Origin of the sequence: Nostoc sp. MG11 (assembly GCF_014904695.1) — a bacterium.
Taxonomy (GTDB): domain Bacteria; phylum Cyanobacteriota; class Cyanobacteriia; order Cyanobacteriales; family Nostocaceae; genus Komarekiella.
The window spans coordinates 85138-102882 of record NZ_JACXXN010000021.1 but is presented as its reverse complement, the minus strand read 5'-3'; the positions used below and the strand labels follow the sequence as shown (position 1 = coordinate 102882).

General features: G+C 41.3%; 10 protein-coding genes and 1 pseudogene. 8 read left to right on the top strand and 3 right to left on the bottom strand.

The window, feature by feature from the left end; all coding sequences use genetic code 11:
• A pseudogene (locus HCR01_RS24225) lies at window positions 1-158 on the bottom strand (photosystem II q(b) protein); the annotation flags it as partial.
• 309 nt (window positions 159-467) lie between these two features.
• Between HCR01_RS24225 and cofG the strand changes: the two are divergent.
• From cofG to HCR01_RS38995, 6 genes are all read left to right on the top strand, one after another.
• Window positions 468-1448 carry a 7,8-didemethyl-8-hydroxy-5-deazariboflavin synthase subunit CofG gene (gene cofG, locus HCR01_RS24220; protein WP_193198639.1) on the top strand — a complete coding sequence of 327 codons (981 nt, stop codon included), beginning with the start codon at window positions 468-470 and terminating at the stop codon, window positions 1446-1448.
• Window positions 1449-1828: 380 nt separating this feature from the next.
• Window positions 1829-3574: a GTPase HflX gene (hflX, locus tag HCR01_RS24215; RefSeq protein ID WP_193198644.1), complete on the top strand. Its 1746-nt coding sequence runs from the start codon at window positions 1829-1831 to the stop codon at window positions 3572-3574.
• A gap of 260 nt (window positions 3575-3834) precedes the next feature.
• On the top strand, window positions 3835-4560 hold the full coding sequence (locus HCR01_RS24210) for a hypothetical protein (protein WP_193198638.1): 726 nt from the start codon (window positions 3835-3837) through the stop codon (window positions 4558-4560).
• A gap of 272 nt (window positions 4561-4832) precedes the next feature.
• A complete protein-coding gene (gene grxC / locus HCR01_RS24205) occupies window positions 4833-5105 on the top strand; it encodes a glutaredoxin 3 (RefSeq protein ID WP_193198637.1) in 273 nt (90 codons plus the stop codon).
• A 206-nt stretch (window positions 5106-5311) separates the two neighbouring features.
• On the top strand, window positions 5312-6292 hold the full coding sequence (gene gshB / locus HCR01_RS24200; RefSeq protein ID WP_193198636.1) for a glutathione synthase: 981 nt from the start codon (window positions 5312-5314) through the stop codon (window positions 6290-6292).
• Between the two features lie 161 nt (window positions 6293-6453).
• Window positions 6454-6627 carry a hypothetical protein gene (locus HCR01_RS38995; RefSeq protein WP_226889586.1) on the top strand — a complete coding sequence of 58 codons (174 nt, stop codon included), beginning with the start codon at window positions 6454-6456 and terminating at the stop codon, window positions 6625-6627.
• A gap of 174 nt (window positions 6628-6801) precedes the next feature.
• Here HCR01_RS38995 and ftsZ read toward each other — a convergent pair whose 3' ends face one another.
• Both ftsZ and HCR01_RS24190 read right to left on the bottom strand, forming a co-directional pair.
• A complete protein-coding gene (gene ftsZ, locus HCR01_RS24195) occupies window positions 6802-8091 on the bottom strand; it encodes a cell division protein FtsZ (protein ID WP_193198635.1) in 1290 nt (429 codons plus the stop codon).
• 1373 nt (window positions 8092-9464) lie between these two features.
• Window positions 9465-10307, bottom strand: a complete 843-nt coding sequence (locus HCR01_RS24190) for a cell division protein FtsQ/DivIB (RefSeq protein WP_193198634.1) — start codon at window positions 10305-10307, stop codon at window positions 9465-9467.
• A 765-nt stretch (window positions 10308-11072) separates the two neighbouring features.
• On the opposite strand from HCR01_RS24190, the gene HCR01_RS24185 reads away from it, so the two are divergent.
• On the top strand, window positions 11073-12404 hold the full coding sequence (locus HCR01_RS24185; protein ID WP_193198633.1) for a P-loop NTPase fold protein: 1332 nt from the start codon (window positions 11073-11075) through the stop codon (window positions 12402-12404).
• Window positions 12405-12622: 218 nt separating this feature from the next.
• Entirely contained in the window at window positions 12623-17656 is a 5034-nt protein-coding gene (locus HCR01_RS24180) for a hypothetical protein (RefSeq protein ID WP_193198632.1), read from the top strand.
• Window positions 17657-17745 lie beyond the last annotated feature (89 nt).

The window sequence follows — 17745 nt, the reverse complement described above, 5'->3', positions numbered from 1 at the left end:
ATGAAGGCGATGATGAAGCAGGTGGTGGCTGCTAGTAGGGTGGGGATCATGAGAACGCCGAACCAACCGATATATAAACGGTTGTTGGTGCTGGTGATCCACTCACAGAATTTGTCCCATACGTTGGCGCTGGAGCGCTGCTGTAAGGTTGCTGTCATGGTTTTATAATTACAATTTGCTTATGAATGTTTAGGTAAGCTTTGCTACCTGTAATTTATCTTAAATAAAATATTGCATTTTGTAAAGTGTTTTGTAAATAAATTTTTCTATTAACCCTGTAAATAAGCTTATAGAAAGCTCTAAAGTATTACTTTACAAGCATAAAATCGCCTCAAATGCAGTGATAGTATGAGTTTAAAAAATATAAACTTTAATTGCAGTCATCTAGTTATGACAATTTGAATCGGCTCAGTTTTCGTAACCTTACTCAGGTAGAGATTGTGGCGTAGTGAGATAGAGCCTGTTTTATGCCAATTGATTATTCCCGCATTGTCACCTATAGCCCTGCTTATACAATAGTTCCGACTTATGAATGCTTTAATCGCTGTACGTACTGCAACTTTCGCACCGAACCGGGTAAAAGTCCGTGGATGAGCCTCTCAGCAGCAGAAAGCATCTTAAAACAGCTTCAAAGCCAAAACATCTGTGAAATCCTTATACTCAGTGGTGAAGTACATCCCTATTCACTAAGGCGTCAGGCGTGGTTTCAGCGGATTTATGATTTGTGTGAATTAGCACTTTCGATGGAGTTCTTACCGCACACCAATGCAGGCCCACTGAGTTTTGAGGAAATGCGAAAGCTGAAGTGTGTGAATGTTTCTATGGGATTAATGTTGGAGCAATTAACACCAAAATTGTTAAATACTGTTCATCGGCACGCACCGAGTAAATTATCAGCAGTAAGGTTGCAACAATTACAATGGGCGGGAGAGTTGCGGATTCCCTTTACAACTGGGCTACTGTTGGGAATTGGGGAAACTGAGGATGATTGGTGGGAAACATTGGCGGCCATATCTGATTTGCATCAAAGTTACCATCATATTCAAGAAGTGATCCTGCAACCTCACAGTCCAGGAAATCAACAAACCTTTGACGCACCTCCCTTTGACCCCCATCAACTACCAGAATTAATTACCAAAGCACGTCAGATTTTACCGCCAGATATTACTATTCAAATTCCACCGAATTTAGTTAAAGATGAGCAATGGTTACTTGCTTGTATCGAAGCTGGTGCGAGAGACTTGGGCGGAATAGGGCCGAAAGATGAAGTGAATCCTGATTATCCTCATCTTCAAGAGCAAGCATTGAGAGAAATTTTACAACCTGCTGGGTGGGAATTAGTGCCACGATCGCCAATTTATCCACAGTTTGATGGCTGGTTGGCTAGAGAATTGCAAACAGCAGTGAGACGATGGCGAAATACTTTAACCCCAGTTTCTCTTTTGTAAAGACAAGGGAGTACAAATTTTCCTATTTCCTTGTAGTTTCTTTGTTAGTGAGTCTTTAATACTCGTTGGCGAGTCTTTAATGCTTGTGAATGTAATGATTAATCTAGCGATCGCCTTCTCATTTCCATTGACAATACTAACTGAAATTAAGCGTGATCGCCCTTGCGCAAGACAGAAAAATATTGGCGTTGCAGAATAGAAATATGAATTAGGGCGATCGCTACTGATAAATTTGGCACTGCAACAAGCTGGTGAAATAGACACTTAAAATTTGTTCTCCCAGATCCCATCCCTCACAGGAGAGAGTTTGTACCCTAAATACTGTTGTAAAATAGACATATAGAAGGATTTGGGGGGCCATTTACTGGTCATAAACGCCTATAGAAACTATCTTTGGAAATCTCCAAGGTTTAAAATCCAGCCAGCTGAAGCAATTACAGCGGCTGTATCACCAGCGCATACCGGGCGATCGCATCACCACGTCCGAGTTTTCCCAGCGTTTGGCAGCAATTAGTACAGAAGTCAATCAACCTGTATGTGCCTATCTCAACCGTCGCGGGCAAGTGATTCGTGTTGGGGTAGGTACACCGCGTCAAACACAAATCCCACCGCTGGAATTGCCCCGTTATGGTGCAGAACGGCTCAGCGGTATTCGTTGTATCGCCACCCATCTCAAGCCCGAACCGCCTAATGAGGCGGCACTGACGGCTATGGCACTGCAACGTTTAGATGCTTTGGTTGTTCTAAACATTACCGGCACAGGATTTACACGGCGGGGAGGTGGCGCTACTGGGTACGTCAAAGAAGCTTATCTGGCTCATCTGACACCCCAAGAGTCTCGCACTCTGGTGACTAGTCCTGCCGCATCCAAAGTAGAGCAGAGCCAAGTCCAACCCCCAAGTTGGAATATATCGCCGCCTCTGAGCTTGGATGATCTAGCAGAGCAAGATTTAATAGACTTAGTGGAAAATCTGGAAGCGGAATTCCAGCGGGAATTTGTCGCTCAGGAAGTGGACGCTGATCACGATCGCGTGCTAATTGTGGGGCTGATGACCAGTGAGATAAGTCCACAACGATTTCAGGACACCTTAGCAGAATTAGCACGGTTAGTGGATACTGCTGGTGGAGATGTATTACAAACAGTACAACAAAAGCGATCGCGCATTCATCCCCAGACAGTAGTTGGCGAAGGTAAAGTACAAGAAATTGCCTTAACTGCCCAAATCCTGGGCGTTAATCTAGTAGTCTTTGACCGCGACCTCTCACCCTCCCAAGTCCGCAACTTAGAAATGCAAATTGGTATCAGGGTGGTTGACCGCACTGAAGTAATTCTGGATATATTTGCCCAACGCGCTCAGTCCCGTGCTGGTAAATTACAAGTAGAACTAGCACAGTTAGAATACATGCAGCCGCGACTTGCTGGTAGAGGTCGTACAATGTCTAGGTTGGGTGGTGGTATTGGGACTCGTGGACCTGGTGAAACCAAACTAGAAACAGAACGACGTGCCATTCAACAGCGCATTTCCCGACTGCAAAAAGAAGTCAACCAATTGCAAGCACATCGTTCGCGGTTACGGCAGCGACGGCAGCATCGAGAAGTTCCCTCAGTTGCTTTGGTTGGTTATACTAACGCGGGCAAGTCTACCTTGCTCAATGCTCTCACTAATGCTGAAGTTTACACAGCCGATCAGTTATTTGCTACTCTCGATCCCACCACGCGTCGCTTAGTAATTCCTCATGGCGAAACAGATGAACCTCAAGAAATTCTGATCACAGATACGGTAGGGTTCATACACGAACTGCCTACATCTTTAATGGATGCCTTCCGCGCTACTTTGGAGGAAGTCACAGAAGCCGATGCTCTACTGCATTTGGTTGATTTATCTCATCCTGCTTGGTTGAGTCATATTCGCGCAGTTAGGGAAATCCTAGCGCAAATGCCAGTGACCCCCGGCCCAGCACTGGTTACTTTTAATAAGATTGATCAAGCAAGTAGCGAGACATTAGCTTTAGCTAGGGAAGAGTTTCCTCTAGCGGTATTTATTTCTGCAAGTCAGCGCTTGGGATTAGAAACCCTACGCCAGCGTCTTGCTCAGCTAATTCAATATGCCGTGGACGGTGGGTAAATATAGAACTTAGTTTTGATTTTTTAACACTTTAAGACCCAGTAGAAATACTGGGTTTTTTCCTGATGTGAAGTTAAAAATAAAGTGTTTTTGAATATAGAGTCTGTATTATAGACAACTCACCCTTGGATGCCTAGATTAGTGTAATGTAAGGCCTATTTGTAAGGTGCTTTTAATATCAGTTAGATGGATAGCAATTTATCAAATTCCCATCTTTACCAATTGAGTCTCAACTTTCTGTTTCGTAAGTACTATTCAACATGAAAAACCCCTTTTCAACTTCTGTATTGCCCGGCGTTTTGGCTGCTACTGCTGTTGTAATATCACTTTCTACCTTTTCCCCTGCTAATGCAGCTTCTATAAATTTCACTATCAACGAATTCACAGGTTATGACACTCAGGTGAAGTTTACCTTGGATGACGAAATAGCAGGAGCAGGCAAAGTTCGGTTCAAAGTGGACTTTTTATCGACTGGCACCAACACAATTGCTGACATACGAGGCGTTTTCTTCAATATTTTGAATGATTCGCTTCTCAGTGGTCTCCAAGTAGTAGGTACAGATATAACAGCCAGCAAATTTGGCCCTGCTGGGACAATTAACTCTGTCGGCAGCGGTAGTAACAATCTAAACGGTGGTGGCGGTTCCTTTGATGCTGCGGTAGAAATTGGTCAAGAAGGTATAGGGAAAGGAAAAGGCGACATTCAATCAACTACATTTACCCTATCCCACAGTTCACAAGCTCTAACCCTGGCTCAATTTTCTGAACAGAACTTCGGAGTACGTTTAATGAGCGTAGGTTCTGGAAGTAGTCGAGAAGGAAGTAGCAAACTTAAAGGACAAGCTCCTTACTACACCCCACCACCACCACCACCTAAAAAAGTACCTGAGCCTAGTACAGCTGTGGCTCTTGGCTTATTTGCTGTAGGTGTTTTGAGACTCACCAAAAAAGCAAACAGTCTCCATAGCAGTCAGCAACACTGCTAATTCAGTTTGGGTGGAGAAGCACAAAGGTACTTCTTCCCCCATTAGCTAGATAGTAGTAATTATTTTTTTAAGTAAGCCCTTCGTCCTAGCACTACTTAATCAGAAAGTATACTTACTTTATAAAATAAACAAGTTAAGTTAATAGCTACATTTATTAGCTCGGTTAATACATAAAAAATTTTATATACAGTTTTAGCAAAATAGAACGTTGCCACTAGCAATAGCTGGCAACGTTCTAAAATTAAGAAGTACTAAATTAAGTTGAGCGCTTTATGACTGCAAAAGTAGAAATTTACACTTGGAGAACTTGCCCGTTTTGTATCCGTGCTAAAAGTTTGCTGAATAACAAGGGAGTCGAATTTTTCGAATACAGTATTGATGGAGATGAGGCGGCAAGAAACAAAATGGCTCAAAGGGCAAATGGAAGACGTTCTCTACCACAAATTTTCATCAACGATGAACATGTTGGTGGTTGTGATGACATCCATGCTTTAGATCGTCAAGGCAAACTTGATGAATTACTAGCTTCCAGCAATATTGTGTAGGTTGAGAAGGTATTGCACCAAGGGCAAGGTGCTGTGTATCTACCCGGTTTTTTCTACAAAAACTATGCCTGGACAACAAAACATTACCTGGGAAACTAAATGGTCATCTTCAGCAGTACACATGTACGTCAATTAGTGAGATCATCAAGAGATAATCTAAATTGAATAACTATTAAATTTCCTGGTGATTGAGGTAGGTAGAAAGCGTGAAACTAGCTTTTATAATTGATCCCATTCATCAGCTTGACCCGTGTCATGATACCAGCGTTGCCCTTATGGAAGCAGCGCAAATTCTCGGACACGAAGTTTGGGTGACTCAGGCAAATATGCTGAGTGTGGTGGAAGGCAAAGCCTGGGCTGTCTTACATCGAGTGGAACTTGTACCAGTAGAGTTGATAGAAGGACGCTGGTTAGCAGCAAATCCTTGGTGTAAGTTGAGCACTCGCTCCTTAAGTTCTTTAGACACAATGGACGCCGTATTTATGCGGACAGATCCACCTGTCAATGATTCCTATCTATATGCCACATATATTCTGGATTACATTGACCAAAACAAAACCCTGTTGATTAACAGCCCCAGTGGCATCCGGGGGGCAAACGAAAAAATGTATGCCCTTCAGTTTACCAAAGCAATTCCAGAAACAATTGTTAGTGCCGATAAACAGCTTATCCAGCAATTTGTGGAAGCAAAAGGGGCAACAGTTCTCAAACCACTGGGTAATAAAGCTGGGGAAGGGATTTTATTTTTGCAATCAGGCGATCGCAACTTCAATTCCATTGTCGAACTCAGTACTCTCCAAGGCCGAGTGCCAGTAATGGTACAAACCTATCTACCAGAGGCAAAAGAAGGAGACAAGCGAATTATTCTGCTCAATGGTGAACCAATTGGTTCGCTCAATCGGCTTTCTAGTGGTACTGATTTTCGCAATAATATGGCAGCTGGTGGCACAGTCGCTTCAACCCAAATTACTTCAAGAGAGCATGAAATCTGTGCTCAAATCAATGAGCGCTTACGCCAAGACGGCTTAATTTTTGTGGGTATTGACGTTATCGGTGGCTACCTGACTGAAGTCAATGTTACTAGTCCCACTGGAATTCGCGAGATTGACCGACTCGATAGCACGCACCTTGGTCATCAAGTAATTCAATGGGTTGAACAGACTTTACAAACCAAAAAACCGAAATAATTTATATTGACCTTCGCTTTTTTCTTGGTGTTCTACCTTACGGAAAGCCGCTTACCTGTCTATAGGCTTTTACAGTTAGCTCAAGAATATGATAGTCATTTGCGTTGACTCAAAAATTACAGCAGTATCTAGTGCTGAGATTCAGCCCAAGCAGGTGAAAAATGATTATGTGTTCAAACTCCAGCAAAGCCAGAGAACAGTTGATTACGAACCCGCATCTATTCCGAGCAGAGGCAGCCATAGGACAATGGATCGCGAGGGTAGATGTAGCGCGATCACAACCGTTTAGTCGGGTAAGTCTTCCCGCTTTTCTCCAAAAGCATAACAGGACATAAGAGTCAGCAGACTCCTGCCCCAGTTTATTCGCTCTATGGGTAGCATCGAGGAGTACCGTCACCAATTAGGATCAGGGATAACTCTGCTCAAACCCTAGCAATAATAGATTTTATACAGCCCTCAGCCTGGATTGAGACTGTAAATTTAATCTAAAATCTCAAATCCAAAATCATTTAATTTCTTGGCTTATTTCGGTTTCGCAAGAAATCAGGTATATCCAATCCAGGTTTTTCTTTTGGTTCTGGAATTGGGGTTGGAGGATTAACTGTGGGTGGCTGTTGCGGTGTTGGTCGCTTTTGAGTTGGGGTTACTACCCTGGCGTTAGCCACATTTTGTTGTGGTACAGCTTGTACTTCACCTGTAAATCCAGTGGCAATTACAGTAATTCTTACTTCACCCTGGAGTCTATCATCAATCACTGCGCCAAAAATAATATTAGCGTTGGGATCAACCACTTCATAAATTGCTTCCGCAGCAGCATTCACTTCATGCAGGGTTAGATCAGTACCGCCAGTAATATTAAAGACGACTCCTCTGGCTCCTTCAATAGAACATTCTAGTAAAGGTGAGGAAATAGCAGCGATCGCCGCTTCTCTGGCTCTGGATTTTCCAGAGCTAACACCAATCCCCATCAATGCGGAACCTGCATCTGCCATCACAGCTCGGACATCGGCAAAGTCAACGTTTACCAAGCCGGGGATCGTAATGATATCAGAAATTCCTTGTACCCCTTGACGTAGCACATCATCTGCATAGCGAAAAGCTTCTTGCACAGGTGTTTGCTCAGGGATCACTTCCAGCAGCTTGTTGTTGGGGATAATGATCAGCGTATCTACTCTACTTTTTAGTCCTTCAATACCTTGTTCTGCTTGGCTTGTACGGCGGCGTCCCTCAAATACAAATGGACGTGTAACTACGCCAACAGTGAGAGCGCCCATTTCTTTAGCTACCTCTGCCACAATCGGAGCTGCACCTGTTCCAGTACCACCCCCCATGCCAGCAGTGATAAATACTAAGTCTGCACCTTCTAAAGCCGTTGCAATTTCGTCCCGTGATTCCTCAGCTGCTTTTTGACCAATGGCAGGATTACCACCTGCTCCTAAACCTCGCGTCAGTTTTTGTCCAATTTGCAATCGACTAGGAGCACCTGCCAAAGTTAAAGCTTGGGCATCAGTATTAATTGACCAAAACTCCACCCCAGAGACATCAGACTCGATCATGCGATTTACGGCATTACCACCGCCGCCACCCACACCAATGACTTTGATGTTGGCAACCCGACCTGGAACAATCTCGCCAATTCGGCTGTTTTCAGAAGAAATCTTCTTACTATCGTGATTTTGTCCAAAGTTCAGCCCAGAGTTATTAAAGGGATTCGTCGAGTTAACTGCCAGAGAAAACCCTGGCTGTCCCGCAGATTGGGAGTTTTTATAGGTAAGTCCTTGGTTATTATCAAGTGTCATTGCATTCAGAAAGGTAGATAAACGACTTTTTTAGGTGTTATTCACCTAAGAGTCAACTATAGTTTGACAGTGCCATAGATTGTGGCACTGTTCTTTATTGTTCTCGCTACTTACAACCCTAACAGGATTGGCACTGCAAAAATTTGCTATGGAATAAGCCTTCAATGCAGCAGATCGCACAGATGATTCTAGAGAAGTATACCTATATTTACTTAAAATTGATCTGTATAACCTCAACCAGACATTAATCTCTGCCCTCCTATGTTGGCAATCTCTTTCAGTATCTCTTTGGCATTTCCAATGTCCTCCCTTTATTTGCGTTAATGATTTAAGTTGGTCATTAATTTTACAGTTTTCAATCTCAGTTATTTTTTGGTTAGTTACCACAACCACACTGTATAAATTGTATAAAATGTAATCAAATAAGAAAGAAAAATACGGTTGGGAGCAATTCTGTCTTCGTTTGAAATTGATTACTGAGAATAATTTTACGTGATTACGTATACACGTAATCATGATAAAACCAACCTCGCACTCAAAATTATCTGCGGATGGTATGACTTGTAAAGTCGCGCCAAGGTGCGTCTTGCTTGCCATAATAATATTGTTAATCAGTTTCACAATTGGGTATGATTGCAACTTAAGACACAATATTTGCCTTTTACTTACTTATTCTTCCGGTAAGGGTAAAGAAGAATTTGCTTGTCAGACTATAGCTGATTGATTTGTTGTTTGGTTGGTTTTAATGGACACTTTGTTGGAGCAATATTTTATCTTACGAGAACTCTAACCAGTGCCGTCAACAAACCAAGAGTTTCAGAGATGCTTCGCAACCCAATAGGAAGCACAGCATAAAGAAATCCAAACTGACTCACCAAAAGCAACGCTGACAGAACTTATAGCAGTGTTTCTCGTTACGGTTAGGAACTTTGGTAAACCGTCTTTGGAAATGCTCTCAACTCAGCAAAGTTAGAACATCTTGGGTTCTATACAAATTTAGTAGCATAAGTTGTTCTTACTAGTGTCCTTTGCTTGTGAGTCAGACTTTAATGAAAAACTTACGTATTTTGTGTTGACGCGTTGGTTTCAGTTGAAGACCATACAGACAAAAGGTATTTTGTACACCAGATGCCACCATCAGATTGTCTAACATCTTGTACCCTATCACTAGATGTTAGGATAACAATTCAAGGTCTTTGCTCTCAGAATTTGCTCTCAGAAGAGGTTTGATGATTGCTCCTCTCATCTTAATTAGAAATTAATGCCCATTTTTTCGCAGGTTGCTGGAAAACTCAAAATAATAAATATCTTTATCAGCATAAAACTTATTGATTTACTAGGAGCGCTTGATATATGAATCACATTATTTAGAGCTAAGGATTTTGGGAGTCAATTTTCGGTTTTTTGTGGTTCACTTGTACCAACGGAGATTCGGGATTTTTCAGATCAATATACTCTATTTGGCTCGAATTGAGTTTTGATGGTAAATGGCGCATTTGAGCGAGTAACCTGATTTGTTCAGGTAACTGGATACTTGGAACACCAAGATGCACTTTTCCTAATTCTGTTTTCAAAATTAAATTCGTTGGATCTTCGCAATCAATTTCTATCACCTTCACGGAGCTTTGGCTGACAGCTTGATAAAGTTGAGTCCAGTAAGAACTATATTGTTCTGGCAAACCAATAACCTGGAGAGTGGGCAATTTACTGGTAGGATTCAGTGATTTGTATTTTTCTAAGGGCATCCAAACCCCACTGGCATCTAGCAAGCCTACAGTCACTTTTTTGTTAGTAGTGTTGTGTTGATCTATGCGTTTTTGAGCAATCGCTACAGGTATTCGTTCCTGGATTTCGATGTTTAATCCAGGTGGAAACAGACGACGGCTAACTGTTGCTTGTGCAATAGTTGGTTGTTGCTTCAAAGAGTCGGCGATCGCAGACGGTTTAATCCGCCACAAAGACTGGGGATAGGATAACACCAGCAGTGACTTCATTGCATCATCGGACAATAATTGATTGCCTGATTTCATTACTATTTGTTTGGGAGCATTTAGCACCCATATTGGTTGGATTGCCACCCACAGCAATCCACCCGCTAGTCCACTTATGGCAAAGGTTCGCCAAATAGCCTGAAGAATTTTCATCTGCCGCTGTCGACGTAACTTCTTGCGGCGCTGTGCTAAATCCGTGCGGGAAACTGATACTATGCCAGCCATTCAAACCCCTTTCTGGTTTCAGTTCAATTCCTTAATGCGCTCGTATCATCAATTAAGTGTAGTAAACCCTGTGGGCATATATTAGCCACTTTAATCCCAGGATTTTTTTACATTTAGTAACACTCTACAGTAACTACAAAAGGTCTTGTGACGCCAGTAATTTTTCTTGTTTAAGTTTTCTGTGTCCACTTTTAACCAACTGTAGCCTCTTTACTGTGGTGTGACAGCTAATACCTGCTAAAAAAGCCATAAAGCAGTAATTGACAAATTTAACATAATCTGTATGTATGTTTTTAACTAGCTTACAGTAGTTAAAGAGGGAGGCTGTAATGTGAAGATTTTTCTTGACAAACATTATGTGAAATGGTATTTACACTGTACTAATTTCTGAGTACCTTGCTAGAATTAATACCAGTCCTACCTTATCAGCTATAAAAACTGAGACTTACACCTTCTAGTAGTTTTTTCTTACTGATTAACAAAACCATAAAGGTTATCGTCAGTCAAGCAAAAGCTAAAGGTTGTTAAAACCTCAACATTAGCTGTAAAAAGGACACATATGCTTAATGTTATTAGGGTCAATTAATCTCTACCACACTACTGACAGTTAGTTACTGGCAGTGGTTCTGCCGTGAGTGCTGTCCCCTGCAAAATACCACCAAATTGCAGGTTAGTCGCGTACCTACATTTCGGCTAGAGATTATTTGTATAAAAAATACGAATTAAACTGCATCTGCATACACCTCTACACATACCTCTACATACATGAGAACGACACTAAATCTGTCACGTTTTTACAAGGCTTGTAATCCAAGTTATACCTTAAACATAAGTGACGTGATAGATCGGCAGTACTACATTGATTTTGCTGATGTACGTGGTTGCAAGATTGTTGAAGAATTACAACGGACTATTACCCGTATTTCTCCCGATGAGCCAACCTGCCAGTTATTTACAGGTCACATTGGCTGTGGCAAATCAACAGAGTTGCAACGCTTGAAGGCAGAACTGGAGTTAGCGAAATTTCATGTAGTTTATTTTGAGTCTAGTCAAGACTTGGACATGGCAGATATTGATGTCAGCGATATTTTGTTGAGTGTAGCCCGTCAAGTCAGTGTCAGTTTAGAAGGGATTGGCATCAAACTCAAGCCTAGTTATTTTACCAATTTGTTTAAAGAAGTTGGCGATTTTTTACAAAGCCCCATAGAGCTCTCAGCACAAGCAGAGTTGTCCTTGGGTATTGCCAAAATTACCGCTAAAACTAAAGATAGCGCTCAGTTACGTAATCAACTGAGGCAATATCTAGAACCACGTACCAATAGTATTTTACAAGCGATTAACGAAGAGGTATTAGAAAAGGCTGTCGAACAGTTAAAGCTGCGAGGTCAAAAAGGATTAGTAGTGATTGTAGATAACTTAGATCGAGTGGATATGCGCCCTGTTGCATCCGGGCGATCGCAACCAGAGTATCTTTTCATTGATCGAGGCGAACAGTTACGCCGACTCAAATGTCACTTGGTTTACACAATTCCTTTAGCGTTAATTTTCTCTAATGAGTACGAGACACTGAAAAATCGCCTTGGGGGAGGTATTGCGCCCAAAGTATTGCCGATGGTATTAGTGCGGCAAAGAGATGGTAGTGACTACGAACCAGGAATGTCACTATTGCGCCAATTAGTCTTAGCAAGAGCTTTCCCAGAAGTTTCCTGGAATGGAAGGATGTTAATCATCACAGAATTATTTGATCATTCCGAAACCCTGGATCGTCTATGTCGCGTTAGTGGTGGTCACATTCGTAATTTATTAGGTTTACTTTATAGCTGCTTGCAACGGCAAGATCCACCTTTTTCTAGGAATTGTTTAGAAGCCGTGATTAAGGACTATCGCGATGATTTACTATTGGCGATTGATGAATACCAGTGGGAATTACTGTTTGAAGTAGTGCAGCAGCAAAGGGTTAAAGGCGAGTCTGATTATCAAAGCTTACTGCGAAGTATGTATCTGTTTGAATATCGCGATCCTCTGGGGCGCTGGTTTGGCATCAGTCCAGCATTGGCAGAAACAGAAAAAGTCCTTGCTTGGCAACAAAATAAGTAGCTAGGTCAAAGCCTTAAAAATTTGAAATTCAAAATTCAGACAATCTTTAATTTTGAATTTCTGATCATTATAAATTTTGAATTAGAGTGGAGACGACTGTAGGGCATCTTCAGGCATATAGATATGCATAGTGTATGAGCCGAAATCAGAAACTTAAAAGGCTCGTAACCTCTTTTTGATGTGGTTTTTTTTCTTCCTTTCTAGCTTGATGTTTAGTTATGACAAAGTGGCAACTCACAGGCGCGATCGCCAATGATAATCAAGATGCTCTGCAAAGGCTGATGCGAGCGATCGCGCTTTCTAAAGGTCAATTTGCTCTGATTTTAGTCCGGTGTAACTATAGGCAATTACGAGAGCAAATGTTAGAACATCTCCGCTCTATAACTCAAGATATCAATTTACGTGAAATCGTTGTCAATTCATCAACTAGCTCTTTACACAGCACAATAGCTACAGAATTATTCCTGGACAATCCTGTAGTTGCTACAGATTCTTTGCCATCAGCTGTAATGATTTTTGGTCTAGAGTCAATTATCGACCTTGACGACTTACTTACCAGTATTAACCAAGCACGAGATATTTATGCCACAACATTTCACTTTCCACTGGTGTTATGGTTACAAGATGAAGCAGCATCATTGCTTTCCAGATTAGCACCCGATTTTAAAAGCTGGGCTGCAACCACCATTAAATTTGAAATGACAAAATCAGATTTAATTACTTTGATTCGCCAAGAAACAGAATCTCTCTTTGCCAAAGTTTTAGACGCAGGTGCCGAAAGATTTTTATCCAATGCTTCTCTAGATTTAGATCCTAAATCTCAGCATCGGCATGAAATAGAATCAGCTCGTAATGATTTGCTGCGCTTATATGGTGTCAACTTAGAACCAGGATTAGAAGCTAGTTTAGAAGTTGTATTGGGGCGAGATAAATACGCCAATGATCAAATTAATGGTGCTTTAGCTCATTATCAAAGAAGCTTGGCTTTGTGGCAGCAGGAAGCTAGGAGAGTAGGAGAAAGTAAAAGCATAAAAGTCGGGAAAGTAAGTGAACAATTACTTTTATCTTCTTCTTTCTTCTCCTCATATTTACTGTGGAAAGCAATAGTATTATTTCACCTAGGGCTATGTTATCGCCGAATGGCAGATTTACATCATAATGCTAACAGTATTTATTGGCAAAATGCTCTTTTATGGTTTAAACAATGCTTGGATGTATTAGAGGAAACACAAAGAGAAGATTTAGTTGCTAAATTTATTTTGCCTGCTTGTGAAAGTATGCAACGCTTAGAAGCTTGGGAAGACTTAAAAGAATTAGCTCAAAAATCATTACTACTGCATAAGACTTACGGAACTTCAGCGCAAGTTGCTCAAGATTATGGCTTTTTAGCATATGTAGCGGCTTCTGAATCAAATTGGGTACTAGCTCATGAATTAGCCAATACGGCACTTTCTATATCAGAAACAGCAACAGAAGTTTCACGGCAGCAGGAAAGTTGGTACCTTTTGTTGTTAGCACGTACACAGCGACATTTAGGTGAGTGGGAGGAAGCCATTAACAATCTTGAATGGGCGAAAGTAGTATGTGAGCTACAACATGAGCCGTCACTTTACTTGGAGATTTTAGAGGAGCTGCGATCGCTCTACTTTTGTGAGCGTCGTAATTATACAGAAGCCTTTAGCCTCAAGCAAGAAAAAATTCAAATAGAACATCAATATGGCTTTCGTGCTTTCATTGGAGCCAGTCAATTGCAACCTCAACACTACAGAATTAATCCAGTTTTAGAGCCACAACAAATATCCTTTATTCCTGAAGAAGTTGCCCAGGAAATATCTGCTTCTGGACGACAGCAAGATGTCAATCGCTTGATTGCAAGAATTACTCGTGCTGACTACAAACTCACAGTAATTCATGGGCCATCAGGTGTTGGTAAAAGTTCAGTTATCAAAGCTGGTTTAGTACCAGCTTTGAAGGGAAAAATCATTGGTGAGCGCATTCCTATACCCATTGTTTTATCTGTTTATACTGATTGGATTACAGCGCTGGGCAGCAGTATTAACAATGCACTATCATATATTGAAATTTTTAATAATATAGAAAATACAGCAACTATAATTATTGAAAAAATTCGTTTGTTAGTTGAGCATAATCATACAATAGTTATTATATTTGACCAATTTGAAGAATTTTTCTTTATTAGAAGTTCTCCAGTAGAAAGAATCCAATTTTATAAATTTTTTAGTGAATGTTTAAACATTCCATTTGTAAAAATCATTCTTTCGTTAAGAGAAGATTATTTACATTATTTATTAGAATTTGAGCGTTTAAATAAAGAATATAGTAGTGGTTTAAATGATTTAGGAGTCATTAATAAAAACATTCTTGATAAAGATATTCGCTATTATCTAGGTAAATTTTCTAGCCAAGATGCAATAACTATAATTCACAGCCTTACTCAACGTTCGCATTATGAATTAAGCGATGAATTAATTAATCAATTGGTAAAGGATTTAGCAGGAGAACTAGACGAAGTACATCCAATTGAATTACAAATAGTCGGCGCTCAGCTGCAAGCAGAAAATATTACCACACTTAAACAATATAAGCTTTGCGGCGGCTCGATAAAACTAGTAAAACGCTGGCTTGAAGAAGTGATCAAAGACTGTGGTCAAGAAAACGAAGAGTTCAGTTGGAAATTATTATTTGAGTTAACTGATGAAAAGGGTACACGACCACTAAAAACTAAAGCGGATTTAGTAAGTACATTAGGAAACAACAGTCATAGTGATAAAATATCAAACTTTGAACTAGCATGGGAATTGATTTTAGAAATTTTGGTTGGTTCAGGATTAGTGTTGCGAGTACGAGAAGAGTTAGGCGATCGCTACCAGCTAGTTCACGATTATCTAGTTGAACCAATTCGCCAAAAAAACAACTATGGTATGGTTGCCGAATTAGAAAAAGTAAAAATTGAAAAAATAAAAGCCGAAGTAGCCCAAAAACTAAGTCAAGAACAACTCAATTTAGTATTACAACGACGACTACGAGAAGCACGGATAGCAGGGGCAGTTTTAGCAATGATGGGGGGGGCAATAGCGACATTATGGTGGCAAGCTGACTTACAAAAAAGAGCAGCAATTAGCCAAACTCTCCGAGCTGAACACAGTGAAACCAACTTTAAAATTAGTGCGATCGCCGCGGCCAGTGAAGCTCTGTTTGCTTCTAATAAGGAATTTGATGCTTTGTTAGAAAGTTTACGAGCTTGGAGAAGACTTAAACAAACAAACAAAGTTCAACCAGAAACTCGAATGCGAGTGGTGACAGCCCTCCAACAGGCAGTTTACGGACTAACGGAGGTAAATCGCTTAGAAGGACATACAGATACAGTTTGGGGTGTAATTTTCAGCCCTGATGGTAAGTTATTGGCATCAGGCAGTCGAGATCAGACGGTGAAATTATGGCATCCTGATGGCACTTTACTCCAAACTCTCAAAGGTCATACCGATGCTGTTACTAGCGTCAGCTTCAGCCCAGATGGTCAAAGATTAGCTTCAGCCAGCCTCGACAAGACTGTACAAATCTGGCGCAAAAACCCAATTACAGGCGAATTTAACCCACAGCCATTCAAAACCTTGTCAGGACAAGGAGATTGGGTTTATAGCGTCAGTTTTAGTCCTGATGGGGAGTTACTAGCTACTGGTAGTAAGGATAAAACCATCAAACTCTGGCGCTCGGACGGTAGCTTAGTCAAAACACTCAAGGGACATAAAGGGTGGGTTAACTGGGTAAGCTTTAGTCCTGACAGTCAATTCATTGCCTCAGCCAGTGAAGACAAGACAGTGAAAATTTGGCGACGGGACGGTAGCTTGGTCAGAACTTTGCAAGGGCATCAGCAGAATGTGACCTTTGTCACTTTTAGCCCTAATGGTGAGCTACTAGCGTCTACAGGTCGAGACAAAACAGTGAAACTTTGGCGGCGGGAGTACAGTAGTAAAGATAATTGGGACTTTCGTACCTATAAAACCTTGCAGCAACATACCAGTACGGTTTGGAGCCTAAGCTTCAGTTCTGATAGTGAAAAGTTAGTTTCCGCAAGTGAAGACAATACGATCAACCTGTGGAGTATCACTGGCACATTACTCAAAACTTTCAAAGGACACAACGATGCTGTTGTCAGCGTAGCTTTTAGCCCAGATAACAAATTACTGGCATCAGGAAGTCATGACAAAAGCATGAAACTGTGGAGTCTGGATATCCCAAAACTACCAACTCTCAAGGGACATCAGGATCGAGTTTTGAGCGTCGCCTGGAGTCCCGATGGTCAGATGTTGGCTTCTGGTAGTCGCGATCGCACGGTGAAACTCTGGCAAAGAGATACTATTAGCGGCGAGGTTAAAACCCGACTCTATAAAACTCTAGTGGGACACACAGATAGAGTTACTAGTGTCGCTTTTAACACAACTAGAAAAATACTGGCTTCAGGTAGCTATGACAAAACTGTGAAACTTTGGTGGCGTGACGGTACTTTAATTAAGACTCTTCAAGGACATAGCGATGGCGTGACGGGCGTCAACTTCAGCCCAGATGGTCAACTTTTGGCATCAGCTAGCCTGGATAAGACAGTGAAACTTTGGAACCGTGATGGTCGCTTGCTAAAAACCTTGGTAGGGCATGAGGCGCGGGTGAATAGCGTGAATTTCAGTCCCGATGGTCAAGTTATAGCCTCAGCTAGTGATGACCAAACAGTCAAACTTTGGCGGCGGGACGGTACTTTGATTAAAACTTTTTCGCCCCATGACAGTTGGGTATTAGGTGTGAGCTTTAGTCCTACTGACCAGTTGCTAGCTTCTGCTAGCTGGGATAACACAGTTAGGTTGTGGGAAAGAGATGGTACGTTGTTAAAAACTTTGTTAAAGGGATATAGCGATAGCGTCAATGGTGTTACTTTCAGTCCCAATGGGGAACTGCTTGCTGCCGCCAATTGGGACAGCACAGTCAAACTTTGGAGCCGTGAAGGTGAATTAATTAAAATTCTTAACGGGCATCGCGCTCCTGTATTAAGCGTTAGCTTTAGCCCTGATGGTCAAACACTGGCATCAGCTAGTGATGACAACACCATAATTATGTGGAATTTAGATCTTGATGACCTGCTTGTTCAAAGTTGCAACTTGGTAGGTAATTACCTGAAACACAATCGCAATGTAGAAGAGCATGATCGCTTTTTGTGTGATGACATTACCCGCAATTTTTAAATTAGACTCCGTTGCTTGGGTATGTATTAATTTTGACTCCATAGCTAAGTCCTGAAGCCTCAACAAGCAATCGCTATCAGTTTAGCGGC